The sequence below is a fragment of the Allocoleopsis franciscana PCC 7113 genome, assembly GCF_000317515.1.
GTDB classification, from domain to species: domain Bacteria; phylum Cyanobacteriota; class Cyanobacteriia; order Cyanobacteriales; family Coleofasciculaceae; genus Allocoleopsis; species Allocoleopsis franciscana.
The window spans coordinates 5,275,785-5,290,069 of the sequence record NC_019738.1; the positions used below are offsets into that span (position 1 = coordinate 5,275,785).

A 14,285-nucleotide genomic window follows, 5' to 3' on the forward strand; every position below is an offset into this window, starting at 1 on the left:
AAGGCAATACTCAATACTTAACTATTAACCGAAATTACTTGTATAAACTATGCTCTCGACTCAGCAGTGCAACACTCAACGTCACAATCACCACTCCCACCACTTGCAAACCCTGTAGTGTTTCCTGAATCGTTAACCAAGCCAGAATTACCGTAAGTGCTGGATTACTCGCGCCAATCATCGAGGCAGATGTAGCACCGATGAGGCGAATCCCGAAATTGTTCAGCAAGTGACCGGCAAAAGTGGCGATCGCAGACAAAAGAGCACCAATCCACAGGGGAATCCAGATTAGCTGAGTATCCTGTACATTCCAGATTACAAGACTCGCGGCTGATAATCCTAAGGTGGTGACAAAACTAATCCAAGTAAAGGGAAAAGGATGCAGGGTTTCAAAACTCTTTTGAGCCACAACCGTATAAAGAGCATACACAACACCGGAGGCAATCCCGGTAATGATACCAATTAAGGTTTGGTTATTCGCCGCCGTATCACTATAGGGCATGGTCAGGAAACTGCCCAGTAACACCAATCCCATCACACTCCAGCGAAACAGCGTCGGACGATTCCCAAACCACCGCCAGGAAAATAGCGCCGTAAAAACGGGATAAGTAAAGAAGAGAGTTAGGGCAATTCCCGTCGGAATCAGTCCGATGGAAATATAGATCATTGCCAAGTAAAGAAACATAAGAACCCCACATCCCAACGATTGCAGCAGCAGAGTTCGTTGTTCTATATTTCCTAACTGTTTAATATCTTGCCAGGTTGCAGGATAGAGTTTCGGTACCAGAGATGCCATCAACGGAACAACTAACAGCATCCGCATAAACATTAATAAGAAAGAGTTCTGCAAGGTTGGCGTCACAAAACCCCCCGTCTGGAAGAGTCCCAGAATCGCGTGCTCGTTGAAGAGAACTCGAACAATTACATTATGAAAGCAGAAAAAGACAGAAGATAGCAGAACAATCAGGAAGCCCAGCACCGCTGAAATTGAGGATGAAGTACTGTTTGATTGTACTGAGGGGATGAACTTCAGGGGGCGACAATATATATATTATTTAGCCTGAAGTTGAATCACTTCATGGTTTTGCTGGTCTGATGAAGCATCTTCCTGCCGCTTAAGTACCAGCAATGTGATGTCATCAAATACCTTTTGCTTGCCACGCTGAAACTAATCCTGCCACGATGAGCATCAACTTAAAAGACTTAGGATTTCTCAACAGCTCTGGTATCAGTATGTTGTCAAAATTTGTCTTGAGTTTGCGAAAAAAGAAAGGAATTCAGTTAATCGTTCTAGGTTCTAACGATATGCCTTGGCAAGGAAAATCGTTGAAAAATTTGGAGAAATTATTACCTGGATTAAAGCTAGAAATTGATTAAATACCTCAAGATTATTCACTCTTTCTCAAGGATATAAATATCTACCCCATGGTTAACCTCAATTTGTCTCCCACAAGCTTAACGTCTACCCCTTGGCGGCTGCATCCCGGTTACTTAAGTGAAGGTGGCTCCAACTTTGAATCGGTGCATATTTTATTAGGTCGATTCTTAGCCGATCGCCATTCCGCAGATCCACTAGCCGATCGCTCTCTTTTGGAGGAGAACTCAACGTTTGAATGGGGCAAAGGAAAGCCTTTGGAAAAGGTGATTGACTCCCAGGCAGACTTTGAATTTTTGATGAAACATCCACGTCTATTTCGCAATGCGATCGCGGTTATCGAACCTTGGGAACACGTTGGTTATAACCCCCTCGGCGAGCATGTTCGCGCTTCTATCAATGTGGCCTACATTGCCCAGAAAATTGCGGATTGTGACTCTATTCTGTTTCCGTTGTGGTCTTCCGGGCTGCTTGATCCAGAATTAATTATACCGATTATCTCCTCTAGTTTGGCGGTCGTCGTTGAAGGAGGCGATCCCTCAGTGCGTGATGCGAGTTCATTTGCTGGAGGTAACTGTTCCCTAGCTGAATTACATCAGTTTGTAGAAGCACTGCTGCTGTCGCGATCTCCTACGAGTGCCCCTGCAATTTTTATCTGTTTAGGACACCAACTAGCCGCCCAAGCCCATATTCGTCTGATCCAAAAAGCTGTGCAGCAGGTGTGTAGCTTAGCTGCATTACCCCGTGATTCTCAAGGCAGGGCGTTGAAAGCATTACAAACGGTTTGCCAGCGCATTGCTGAGGTTGGTAATTCGCTTCAGGTTCAGAAAAAGAATGGTCATCTGGTTGCCCAAAGTTGGAACGATCCAGAGTTTGCTGTTGGCCCCAATGAGTCTAAAGAAGTGGGTGGTCGCCAACTACTGCACTATTGCTCTCCCGATAGTGAGAAATCAGGCATCCCGCAAGAGTTAATTACAGCCCATGAGGTGACAGCCGATGAATTTGAAGGAGTGATTGATACATCCATTGAATACGAACATGAACTGAATATTGCCATGTTCCATTCAGACGAGGTGAATGAGGAAGCCATTCTTTTTGCCAACTGGGCTTATCGGCTGCTACACGATACCATTATTCCCCATCGTCATCTTTTGGCAGGAAGTTCCCTCGCATGGCTGATGCAACTTCCCTATGCCCTAGAAATTCTTTGCTCAACCGCCCATGATGGCGATGTACTGACGGAGTGTTCTGCCACCTGCATTAACTATAAAGATTTTGAAAGTAAGGTGATTCGGCGCTCATTTACTAGTCAATTTCATCCTGAGTTGCTAGCAAATTTGCGAGTGGTTGGTCATCGACAACCGCCTTCCTATGCTCAACTCAAAATAGACGATGGGGCGAGATTATTTGCTCGGCTGCTGTATGCCGGAATGCAGGAATAGAAGAACTTGGTTATTTGTTAATGACACTTATAGCGATTCTTATATCAGTGAGGTACATCTAGCTTTTTTGCCTATTCTCAACTCCCGAAAACCTAGAACCTTGTACCTCATTCAATTGAGAACCACTATAAGGCATTCTCTTTACCAAAATGCTGAACAAACTCTTACCATTTGAGGCTGATACTTGGGCGTTCGTTTTGAGCAGTCTACTTCTCGCCGTTGGTGGTGCAGTGCTGCTCTACATCGTGATGTTCTATATCCTACGCTCAATCTTCCGCAAGTTTGAGCGAGACATTGCGCTCGTCACCCTTAATGTTTCTGCCTATCCAGCACTAACCGTTTTTATTTTAGCCGTCCTGAAGCTGACGTTTCATCAATTGCCTTCTGTTGTATTAATCGACGGCTTTGAAAATATCTTAGCTGCCGGTCTGATCATCGCGGCGAGTTACTGGTTAGTGCAGCTCTTTATCCAGGTCTTTATCTATTACTTGAAAGACTTCACCCAGCAAACGGAAGCGATGTGGGATGATGTTCTCCTCCCGTTGCTGGAAGCCGTAGTTCCCGTGGTGATTGTTCTGATTGCCAGCGTCTTCGTTTTGCGATCGCTGGGAGTTGATTTGACAGGAATTTGGGTGGCGTTAGGTGGAGCAACCTTTGTCATCGGCTTTGCAGCTCAAGGCATCTTGGCAAACTTTTTCAGTGGGGTGGTACTGTTGATTGATACACCCTTTCAGTTTGGTGATGTTTTGCGGCTTGAGGATGGCTCGATTGCGATGCTACGAAAGATTGGAGTGCGGGTTACGCAACTCTATCTCCCTAGCCAACATTGTGACATCTATATCCCCAACAGTAAGTTACAAGAGCAAAACATTGTTAACCTCAGCCGCCCAACTGCTTACTATCACTATTCGACTGAGGTGAGCATCCCATTTGTGCATGATGCTCGTGAAGTCAAGCAGGTTATTAGAGAAACTATCCTAGCACATCCAGATACACTGGGTGATATCGAACGGAAATTAGAATTGATTGATCGCTATTCTCAAATAGAGGAGCTTGAAGAGCAGCGAAAATTTGGTAGACTGCGCTTACTGGCTGAGCAGGATGTTAACTACAAGCTAGAAGAAATTGCCCCAGCTCTAGAAGCACTGGTGGTCACCCTTCAATTTGCCGAAAAAGGTGGCTTGACTCAGGATGAAATTGAGAATGTGCAGCAAGAATATCGCGATGTTCTCGCGGTGATTGGCTTGGAGATCACCACAGAAATCCAAAATAACCGTTCAGTGGTTACGCTCCAGGAAACTCGATCCAAAGACAACTTAATTGGCTTAGTCCGAGAATGGTACCGGGCGTGTATGCGCGATCCCAATTTGCTGGACAACGACAGCTATATGATTCCTGACGAGTGGGAGCGCAAAATTACTTTACTGAAGCGACGCACACAACGCTTATATCAAAAAATTTCCAATCCGCAACGGGAAGAAACTCGCTTGGATGATTATGTAATGGAATTAAAGCAATGGCTGCAAGAGCGATTTAAACAGCCCAGGCAGAAGTGGCAAGAACCCCAAGTTTTAGTCAAAGAAATTGAGCATGATGAAGCGAATTGCTACATTAAATTTCAACTCAATTTCTTTGTGGATGATATCAAGCTAGAAAATGGAAAACGAGGCGATCGCGTTAGCAGCCAGATCTATCAGAGCGTTGTGCAATATCTCCAGCACAGTCAAGAAACTAAGGATTTAGGCGAAGAAGTACAGCTCCTCCATTAAGGCTCATAAACCTTGCTAAGGGATTGTACTAATAAAAGATAGGAAAGAATATGCTTCAGTCTTCTTCCCCCTCCAACGCTTTTGCCAACTTTCAGCGCCTTCCCCGTCACCTCAGCCTTCTGGAACGGAAGTTCCCCCGTACAGATGAACTACAAAGGGAGAAAAAGCTTGAGTGACGGGAACTAGAGCCATTTACTCCCAGAAAGCCGTACCCATGTTTTTAAGAATTTTTTAAGATTTTGGCGGGGAGATTTCTGGGACAATAGTAGCCATGTATATTGAACGAGTCCCTAACAGAAATTCACCCCCCGCTGTCCTCCTACGAGAGTCCTATCGTGAAGGGGGTAAAATCCGTAAAAGAACTTTAGCTAACCTGTCAAAATTACCGGATACTGTCATTGATAACTTGAGAATAGTGCTCAAAGGCGGCGCAGCTATTGAAAATCTCTCCGAATCATTCTCTGTAGAAAGAAGTCTACCTCATGGTCATGTAGCTGCGGTTTTAGGAACAATCAAAAAACTGTCTTTGCACCATCTAATCTCACCCTCAAATTCGAGAAAACGAGCTCTAGTTTTGGCGATGATCGTGGCGCGTCTCCTTGACCCTCGTTCCAAGTTAGCCACAGCGAGAGGATTGCACAGCGAAACGTGCAATTCATCGTTAAGTGAACTGTTGGGCTTAGAAAAAGCCGATGAGGATGAATTGTATGAAGCAATGGATTGGCTGGTATCCAAACAAGAATTAATCGAAAATGAGTTAGCCCTAAGACATCTATCCGAAGGAGCTTCGGAAACTTCTTGAACAAGAAGCTGTTCAACTCTCATTATTTGATGAAACTGACTTAGTAGAATTTTCTTGTTCTGATTACCCCAGTGAGCGGCTAATTGCTTGTCGCAACCCGATGCTTGCTCAAGAAAAGTCTTTGACTAGAATTGCTTTATTACAGGCGACACAGCAGGAACTCAATAAGATTGTTATCGCCACTTCACGAGATAAACGCGCCCTCAAAGGAGCCGACCAGATTGGACTGAGAGTGGGGCGAGTTCTCAATGCTACATGTGTGGGGAAATACTTTAATATTGCCATCACTGAGACAAGTTTTTCTTACTCATTGAATGAAGCGGCTATCGCCAATGATTCGGCTTTGGATGGAGTCTATATTATTCGGACTTCAGTCAAACCGGAGACTTTAGATGCGGCTCAAACGGTGAGAACCTATAAAAGCCTTTCTACTGTCGAACAAGCTTTCCGCAGTTATAAAACTATCGATTTGAAAGTACGTCCAATTTATCACCGTTTAGAACAGCGCGTCAAAGCTCACGTCTTCTTGTGTATGCTGGCTTATTATGTGGAGTGGCACATGAGGAAAGCTTTAGCTCCACTGCTGTTTGACGATGAAAAAGTCACAGTTGAACCGGAGGGAAAAAGTTCAATTGTTGCTCCATCTAAGCGTTCAAAGAAAGCCCGCGCTAAGGCAGCGACTAAAAAGACACCTGAAAAGCTTCCTGTCCATAGTTTTCGGACTTTAATGACTGATTTAGCAACGATTGTCAAAAATAAATTCCAGTCTAGTGGTCTGGAGACTTCTCTAATGTTTGAGAAAATTACTCAACCGACTCCACTCCAACAAAAAGCGTTAGATTTGTTAGAAGTTTCCTTAATTTGTACCCAGTAACAGCCGAGGAGTTGAGTCTCTCCCTCTCTCACAGCATAGGTTGTAGTTTTTTGTCAAAGGGGAACTTCCGCTGGAAGCCTGGGGATTTGGTCTGACGGGTTTGCTCCTCTGGATTAGTTCGGCACCGGGTGCTCACTTGCAACTTGGACCCCAAGCCATTTTCGTCTGGCTGCCGGGAGCCATTATTGGCGTAATGATCAACTTTTAAGTTAAGCATCTTGGCGAGCGCTGGCAAGATTTATCGGGGGGAACGCCCAGTTATATCACGCGACTCTTAGACAAATTTCCCCTATTGGGGACTTACGCCGCAATCGGCTATTACATCAGTTGGGTTGCCGTGCTGCCCGCCAACGCCATCATCATCACCGACTTTATTGCGGCTAATCTCGAACCGTTGGGGATTACCGCACCCGAAACTTTGTTGCGTATCGCCTTAACCGCCCTCGCCTTTATCGTTTCGTTTAGTGGAACCCGTTCCCTCGGCATTCTGCATCTCTTTTTTGTCGTACCTGCGGTGGGGTTTCTGACGGTCTTTTGCGTTCAGGGAATGGGCTGGTTGGCGTTGTCTCCCGATAGTCCAGGTCTACTTCCCCCCAATTGGTCAACATTCGATTTCGGGGGATGGGCACAATGGTATGTCATCGCTACCTACGCCGTTTACGCCTGCGAAACTGCCTCGGCTTTCATTGCCGACAGCCAGAAACCCCGAAAAACACTACACATCCTCGTCCTTGCTGCCTGGTTGATTCCGATCGTCTATTTAGGCGGTTCCTGGGTACTCATGCGGCTGGCAACACAACCTGGACTTGGCGATAACACTTATCTCAATCTGTTAGCCGCCTCTAAACCCTTTTGGGGGGATTTAGCGCCTCTACTCGTCACGTTTCTTGTTCTGTCTGGCAGTCTCCTCAGTTGTGCCACAGCAGCTTCTAATAGTCCCCGCATGTTGTATCAATTGGCACTAGATGGTCATATTTCGCCCGTTTTTGCCGTAACCTCCCGTCAGGGGGTTCTTTGTCCAAGTTTGGTGCTTACGCTCTTTCTGAGTCTGGTTTGGCTGATGTGGGGCGATTTGGCGCGGATCGTCTTCGTGACGGGGATTGGCTGGCTGTTCTCCTTTATTGCCCTGCACTGGGGGTTGTGGTTGAAGCGGGGGGAACCGGGGGTGCTTTGGCCAAGACTCTCGCTGGGATTTGCCATTTTCGAGTCCATTGCCTTGATTGGGGGGGGATTGGCGTGGAATTGGCAGGATTTGCTGATCGGGTTATTGTTACCTCTGGTGATTCTCGCAGGAAATGCGCTGATGCGCCGGATCTCCTTTGCGCCGTTCCATCCGACCTGGTGGCAGAAACTGTACAGCAAGTCGAGTCGCCGCCTTGCGCCGGATTTCATGCTGATTCAGGTGCTCGTTTTAATTGCCCTAGTCACTTGCGCGACGATCACCACTTGGATGGTGAAAGGTTCCCTACAACAGTTTGCTGTCGATAGTACGACTCTCAAAAATTTCTTTGTGCTGTTGTTGCTGCTGATTACGTTTGTGGAAGTTGCGATCGCCGGATGGACGAGTTTACCCCAAGTCACTAGTTTGGGGGAAGCAAAAGAACAAGCCGAACACCTGTTTAAAATTGCGATTGATTCGATTGTCGTGGTGAATGAAAAAGGGGTTGTGGTTCAGGTAAATCCAGCCACCGAACTATTATTTAGAACCTCAGCATTCAATATTCTCCAGTATCATCTCAGCGAGTTTTTTCCAGACTTGGAGGCTCGACCCGATCTTTGGGAAAATCGCAGCGAGCATATGTTCAATTTAAATCGCACTTCGAGCATCAATCCCGATAGAAATTCGAGCCACGATCACCGCATCATTGAAATTTCCATTTCCAGTCGGTTCCATGAAGAGTTTCGTGAATATGTTGGTATTTTGCGAGATATTACTGATCGCAAACGCCAAAAAGAAATCTTAGAAGCGATGGTAAAAGAGCGGACTACTGACTTAGGGACTGCCAACGATGCTATTGCAGCGCTCAACAAACGGCTTAAAGCTGACAATCTCCGTATGGGAGCTGAACTCGATATCCTGCGTCAAATGCAGCAGATGATTTTACCTAAACAGCAAGAGTTGGAAGACATTGAAGAACTGGATATCGCTGGATACATGGAACCTGCTGACGAAGTCGGTGGAGATTATTACGATGTCTTGCACACGGATGGGATTGTTACCATTGGCATTGGAGATGTCACCGATCATGGATTAGAGAGTGGCATTTTGATGGTGATGGCTCAAACAGCAGTTCGCACACTCAAAGAAATTAAAGAACAAGACCCTGTGCGTTTTTTAGATACGCTCAACCGCACGATTTACAAAAATGTCTCTCGCATGAACTCAGGCAAGAATTTGACCCTGGCGATTTTGAATTATGTGGCGGGGGCTATCAGTATCAGCGGTCAGCACGAGGAGACTATTGTAGTGAGAAAAGGGGGTCAAATCGAGCGGATTGACACGATGGATTTAGGGTTACCAATTGGTTTGGATGAAGAGATTGCTGATTTTATCAGTCATACAACGGTGAAGTTGGAACCAGGGGATGGGGTGGTGCTATATACCGATGGCATTCCAGAAGCTAGAGATATCCATGGCAAGTTTTATGAGATGGAAAGACTTTGTGCGGCGGTGAGTCAAAATTGGCACAAAGATGCTGAACAAGTCAAGCAATCTGTGATTGAGGATGTGCGTCGATTTATTGGCAAACAGAAGGTGTTCGATGATATTACTTTGGTGGTCTTTAAGCGGAAGGATGACTCAGTGGTGAGTGCCGAAATGCAATCACCTAGCGTCTCCTCTGAGGGGATGAACTGAACAGGTTTTTACGCTTCAACCGCTTGGACTAAATTGTCTAACTCTTGCTGCATCTTTTCGCACACGAGGTTATAGCAATCTTCCACATAATCCCCATCATGGGCAGCTTCTCGACCATAACGCTCAAAAATAATCGGTGGGCAAACCCTGGTGTGAATGGTTACAGGTAATGGAATATTAGGCAAAGGGCCGATCGCCAATCCCCAGGGTAATCCCAAATAAATCGGAAAAACCTCTGGATCGATATCCAAAAACCAAGGCATTCCCCATTCATGGAGTTGCCGCACTTGCTGATACAAGTTAGCCAAGACAATGAGTGTATCGTGAGCACCGTAGGAAATCAGCGGCACAATCGGGACATTGTGCCCTAGTGCCAGCTTGATAAAAGCTTGATTCCCAGCCAAGCAGATTTTGTGACGCAAGGCATGGAGGCGAAATACATCTTTAGCGCCACCAGGGTAGACAAGAACACTGGCACCTTTTCGCAAAGCCGCGATCGCCATTTTGGGATGCGCCACCACCGCACCCGTTTCAGCCGCGAGGTGGGCGACTCTGGGAGCAGCTTTCCAGACACAGGGATGCATCAAGCCATAAACAGGGCGTTCTGTACCAAATCGTCGAAACCAGTCATACATCATCATCACCATATCAGGGGCGACTAGCCCTCCATTATGGGAACCGACGAGCAAGACTTGCCCCTGAGGCGGAATATGGTGCCAGCCGCTCGTTTGCACTCGAAAATAGTAACGATATAGCCACTCCCACAGCGGCATGAACAGTTGAATAACTTGAGGATTTCGTTGATCTAAAGACCAGCCCGGTCGGGCTACAAGGTCAGATTTTTTAGACATCGAGGAATTGTAGCAAGATTAGTGAGCCTAGAGCAATCCATCAAATCCAAGGAGAATAACTTATACAGAGGTTATATTATTTCCATTGGCAGCGGAATTAACCAAGATTGGGATACAAAAACTCTGCGTTCCTCTGCGTCACCCTTTGCGACCTCTGCGTTAAAAACTCCAGTCTTCCCATCCCAAAGATCGATCACATCCCTTCTACCCTCTGCCTTTTTGATCATCGAGTCTGAAAGATATTTTGAACCATAGGTTTGTCTACACGAGCAGCCGCGCGATCAAGTTCTGCAACTTCGTTGGAATCAAGTTGCCAACCCAAAGCGCCAATATTCTCTGTAGCTTGTTCCACACTTTTGGCACCAGGGATGGGAATGGTTCCTTTACAGATGCACCAGTTGAGGGCAACCTGTGATAGAGTTTTGTTTCTGGATTGGGCGATCGCTCGTAAGCCGTCCACGATTGGCTGGATTCCAGGTAATAACTGCCTAAACAGCACACCTCGGATGCCTTTTGGTAAAGAGCCTTTGTGTGAGTATTTTCCAGTTAACAGTCCCAATCCCAGAGGGCTATAGGCAATCAGCTTTATCCCCAGCTCATCACAAACCTCTTTGAGTCCAAGTTGGGTGACCGGATAGGTGGATAAAAGGGAATACTGAACTTGTAGGGTAGAAATGGGAACGCCGCGATCGGCAAGCTTTTGATGCACCCATTTGAGCCGTTTGGGGCCGTAATTGGATAAGCCGACTCCCTTAACCAATCCTTGCTCGTAAAGATCCGCCAAACCCTCTAAGAGTATCCCCTCCTGCCAGGGAGCATAGTTAGCCGTAGACCAGTGCATTTGTACTAAATCTACGTTTCTGCCCAATCGCTGGGCAGATGCCTTGCCAGCCGACACCATGGACTGACGTGTCAACCGCCACGGATAAGCCGCCAGCTTGGTGGCAAGGCAAATCTTGTCTGAATTTGAACCCAAATATTCCTGAGAGAACCGTCCGAGGAGTTGCTCACTTCGCCCATTCAATTTCCCCGTTCCGTAGGAATCACCTGTATCAAATAAAGTCACACCCTGGCTCACACAAAGGTTAAAGACGGCTTGCAACTGGTCATCCATGCTTTCGTCATATCCCCAGAGCAGTCGGTTTCCCCAAGCCCAAGTTCCGCAGCCCATGAGGGGAAGGGAGAGTTTTTGCGTCGTCTGCATCTTTACTCGGTGTAGATGTCCTTAAGACCTTTGTTTAAATTCTCTATCACTTTACTCTCAGTTCGTGTACACTGCGCTACGCTAGTATTATCGGCTAAATACAATATTGAGTTTAAGAGGATATTACTATCGCTTCTAAACAACTGATTAACCATCAAATCAAGACTCCTCAAGTCCTGTTGATTGATCAAGAAAACAACAATCGTGGTTTGACGGATACCCGTGAGGCACTGCAACTCGCTGAAAGTGTAGGGCTTGACCTTGTCGTAGTCTCTGAAAGTAAAGAGGCTCCGGTGGCTAAGATCTTGGACTATGGCAAGCATCAGTACCAACAGAAAAAACGTCAACGCCAGAGTGCTAAACCTTCGATGAAGGAGGTTCAGCTCCGCCCGAACGTCGGCGAGTCGGATTACAGCTTACGCATCAATAGAGCTGTTGAGTGGTTGGGTAAAGGCGATTCCGTGAAATTTCAAGTTCGTTTACGGGGTCGGGAACATCAACATCGCGATCGCGCCGCAGAATTGCTAGACCGTATTGTAGTTGACCTCGGTCAAGCCGGAAAAGTCCAGTCCTTAGATAAACGGTCACTGATTGTTCAGGTGATTCCCTCTTAGATGAATGTGCCAGGGAGTTCTGATGAGCTCCCTGGATGTAGGGATTGCACCACAAAATAATCCTAGTTTTTCTGATACCAGCGATTGCCGGCAGACAGAACCGCTGCTAAAGCGATTCCTGGCAAAGCTATAACGGCTGCCCAAGGCGAGCGGAACCAAGCGGGTTGCTCGTATCTTTCCTGTTGATAAGCTTCAGATTTGCTGTGCGAACAGGATTGAACCGAACTCACTGAACCCAACACCATGCCACTTGCGATCGCCGTGGTGGATAGGATAGCTAGCAGAGATAACTTAAGTTTAAGCACAGTTTCTTCTCCAACTCATTTGAACAGATTTAAGTTAAACTAAGCCCCCATTCCAGAGTACTGCTTTAACCCCTTGCGCCACAGCCAGCGGTTCAAGATGAAAAAAAGTAGACTCCAACCCAGCATGACCAAAACACTTCGCCCAATATCCACAGGTAGCCCAATTAAAATTGCTGCCGGGAAGTGAATCAGGTAAGGAAAGGGAGTCCACAGCGCTACCTCACGCACAGCGGGTGGAAAAACTTCTAGCGGGGCAATCACCCCAGACAAAAACAAGTAGAATAAAACCCAGAATTGCTCGATCGCACTGGCTCGTTCTGTCCAGAAGGCAAACAGAGCAAAAGTATACTGCATCAAGAAGCGCACAGCAAAAGCCAGTGCCACCACAGGTATAAACAGCAATATATTGCCCAGATGCGGTAGCCAAATCGCCTCCGGATAAAGCCAGAAAAACAAACCGACTAACATTAACGCCAAAGGCAGACGAGCCAGCCGTTCAGATAAATGCGAGGCGACATGATGCCACGCCGGATCAATTGGCTGTAAAAGTCGGGGAGAAAGCTTGCCTTCCACCACTTCCTTTTCAAACTCCCAAACGACCCAAACGACGTTAAACTGACGGACGAGAAAAACAGTGAGAAAATAGCGGGCAAAATCGTTAGGAGCCAGACCAAATTGTCCACTTTGGGAGGCTTTGATCCAGATACCCATCAAAATCAGCGGTAGCGTTCCCGAAAGCGCCCATAACAATAACTCCGCCCGGTACTCTACCATGTAGGCATAGTAAACCGAGAGGAACGTTTGAGCTATCCTCATCCCCTGCTTCATGAAACGACCCCAGCACGAAAGACCCGACCAATCACTTCTTCAATGGGTGGTTCAGTTACAGTTAAATCAATGACTTCCAGCTCAGCCAAAATTTTAGACACGGTACTTGTCAGGACATCGCGCTTGACCAAAAAACGAACCTCCCGACCGTCAATGGCTTCGACTTCAGCATAAGTAGAGAGCTTGTCTTTGGGCAACGGCTTAGCCAGTTCCACTTGAACCTCGCGATAAGGTGCGAAGCGGTCAACTAACCCTTCTAAAGAGCCATCATAAATCAGTTGACCTGCATAAATTAACAGTACCCGTTGGCATAGAGCGGTGATATCTGCCATATAGTGACTGGTCAGAAGAATGGTCGCACCGGTGCGTTGATTATACTCCCGCAGGAAGTCGCGAACTCCCACTTGGGCGTTGACATCTAATCCCAAGGTTGGCTCATCGAGGAAGAGGACTTGGGGTTGATGGAGCAAGGCTGCCAGCAGTTCGGCTTTCATGCGTTCCCCTAAAGAAAGCTTCCGCACGGGTTGGGTAAGTTTGCCTTCTAGAGAAAGCATCTCGGTGAGTTCTCCGACGCGATACTGAAAGTCTCTGTCAGAGATACCATAGACAGCCGCATTAATTTTCAGCGAATCTAGTGCAGGCAAGTCCCAAAGCAACTGCTGCTTTTGACCCATCACCAGGGTAATTTTCTTCAAAAAGTCAGCTTGCCTGCGAAAGGGGACATGACTTGCCACTCTCACTCGACCGCTGGAAGGGTGAATCAGTCCGGTCAGCATCTTGAGTATGGTGGTTTTTCCTGCACCATTGGGGCCGAGGAATCCAACCACTTCGCCCATCTCAATCTCAAAAGTAACGTCTTGAACCGCGTTTACTGAGCGGTAGGTGCGGCGCAGAAAGTGAGCCAACGTACCTTTTATGCCCGGTTCTTTCACGGCAACCGGGTAGACTTTGCTTAGGTTCTCAACGACAACAATAGACATAGCTTTACTGTAATCGATGGGTCATCAATCTGTATCTACTTCAAAGTACGAGGAAGCTCTCTAATTTTTTGACCAGAAAGCTCTTGACAACTAACCCATTATTAATTCAAAAAAACTGCCGTAAGGTATGGGCATTGAACGGGATGGAATCAAATTTGTTCAGCTATCGCACCCACAAGTGACATTCTATAAATTGTCAAAAGGCTCGAAACTTAGGTCATTCAGCAAAGTTTAAAAGTATCAAATTAAGAGCAAAAAGGCTCAGGCAGAAAAGCTTGAGCCTCTTGTCATTTACTTGAATGACTAAAAATAGTAGAATTAAAAAAGAAAATGAGCCGATAAAAATCGGCTGGAATATAAGAGTCAAAAATTATGAACCGAACG

The 14,285-nt window shown here is 46.5% G+C and carries 10 protein-coding genes and 2 pseudogenes; 6 read left to right on the forward strand and 6 right to left on the reverse strand.

The window, feature by feature from the left end; translation table 11 throughout:
• Positions 1 to 34: 34 nt before the first annotated feature.
• Complete coding sequence (locus tag MIC7113_RS21680) at positions 35 to 979, reverse strand: DMT family transporter (protein WP_015184327.1); 945 nt, start codon at positions 977 to 979, stop codon at positions 35 to 37.
• A gap of 200 nt (positions 980 to 1,179) precedes the next feature.
• On the opposite strand from MIC7113_RS21680, the pseudogene MIC7113_RS21685 reads away from it, so the two are divergent.
• From MIC7113_RS21685 to MIC7113_RS39280, 5 genes and pseudogenes are all read left to right on the forward strand, one after another.
• Positions 1,180 to 1,377: pseudogene (locus MIC7113_RS21685) on the forward strand (slr1659 superfamily regulator); the annotation flags it as partial.
• A 48-nt stretch (positions 1,378 to 1,425) separates the two neighbouring features.
• Positions 1,426 to 2,817, forward strand: a complete 1,392-nt coding sequence (locus tag MIC7113_RS38230; RefSeq protein ID WP_015184328.1) for a hypothetical protein — start codon at positions 1,426 to 1,428, stop codon at positions 2,815 to 2,817.
• Positions 2,818 to 2,966: 149 nt separating this feature from the next.
• Positions 2,967 to 4,586 (forward strand): mechanosensitive ion channel family protein, encoded by a 1,620-nt coding sequence (locus MIC7113_RS21695; protein WP_015184329.1) that lies wholly within the window; start codon positions 2,967 to 2,969, stop codon positions 4,584 to 4,586.
• A 271-nt stretch (positions 4,587 to 4,857) separates the two neighbouring features.
• Positions 4,858 to 6,262: pseudogene (locus MIC7113_RS21700) on the forward strand (IS1634 family transposase).
• Between the two features lie 292 nt (positions 6,263 to 6,554).
• Positions 6,555 to 9,119 (forward strand): SpoIIE family protein phosphatase, encoded by a 2,565-nt coding sequence (locus MIC7113_RS39280; RefSeq protein ID WP_015184330.1) that lies wholly within the window; start codon positions 6,555 to 6,557, stop codon positions 9,117 to 9,119.
• Positions 9,120 to 9,127: 8 nt separating this feature from the next.
• Here the strand turns inward: MIC7113_RS39280 and MIC7113_RS21710 are convergent, their stop codons facing one another.
• Together MIC7113_RS21710 and MIC7113_RS21715 are read right to left on the reverse strand one after the other, a co-directional pair.
• Positions 9,128 to 9,970 (reverse strand): lysophospholipid acyltransferase family protein, encoded by an 843-nt coding sequence (locus MIC7113_RS21710; protein WP_015184331.1) that lies wholly within the window; start codon positions 9,968 to 9,970, stop codon positions 9,128 to 9,130.
• 223 nt (positions 9,971 to 10,193) lie between these two features.
• Positions 10,194 to 11,174: an aldo/keto reductase gene (locus MIC7113_RS21715; protein ID WP_015184333.1), complete on the reverse strand. Its 981-nt coding sequence runs from the start codon at positions 11,172 to 11,174 to the stop codon at positions 10,194 to 10,196.
• Between the two features lie 146 nt (positions 11,175 to 11,320).
• Between MIC7113_RS21715 and infC the strand changes: the two genes are divergently transcribed.
• Positions 11,321 to 11,788 (forward strand): translation initiation factor IF-3, encoded by a 468-nt coding sequence (gene infC, locus MIC7113_RS21720; protein WP_226883705.1) that lies wholly within the window; start codon positions 11,321 to 11,323, stop codon positions 11,786 to 11,788.
• Between the two features lie 62 nt (positions 11,789 to 11,850).
• Here infC and MIC7113_RS21725 read toward each other — a convergent pair whose 3' ends face one another.
• The 3 genes from MIC7113_RS21725 to MIC7113_RS21735 are packed head-to-tail and all read right to left on the reverse strand — an operon-like array spanning position 11,851 to position 13,901.
• Positions 11,851 to 12,093, reverse strand: a complete 243-nt coding sequence (locus tag MIC7113_RS21725; RefSeq protein WP_015184336.1) for a hypothetical protein — start codon at positions 12,091 to 12,093, stop codon at positions 11,851 to 11,853.
• A gap of 39 nt (positions 12,094 to 12,132) precedes the next feature.
• Complete coding sequence (locus tag MIC7113_RS21730) at positions 12,133 to 12,921, reverse strand: ABC transporter permease (protein WP_015184337.1); 789 nt, start codon at positions 12,919 to 12,921, stop codon at positions 12,133 to 12,135.
• Positions 12,918 to 13,901, reverse strand: a complete 984-nt coding sequence (locus tag MIC7113_RS21735; RefSeq protein WP_015184338.1) for an ABC transporter ATP-binding protein — start codon at positions 13,899 to 13,901, stop codon at positions 12,918 to 12,920. Before MIC7113_RS21735 ends, MIC7113_RS21730 begins: the two co-directional genes overlap by 4 nt.
• Positions 13,902 to 14,285: the final 384 nt, after the last annotated feature.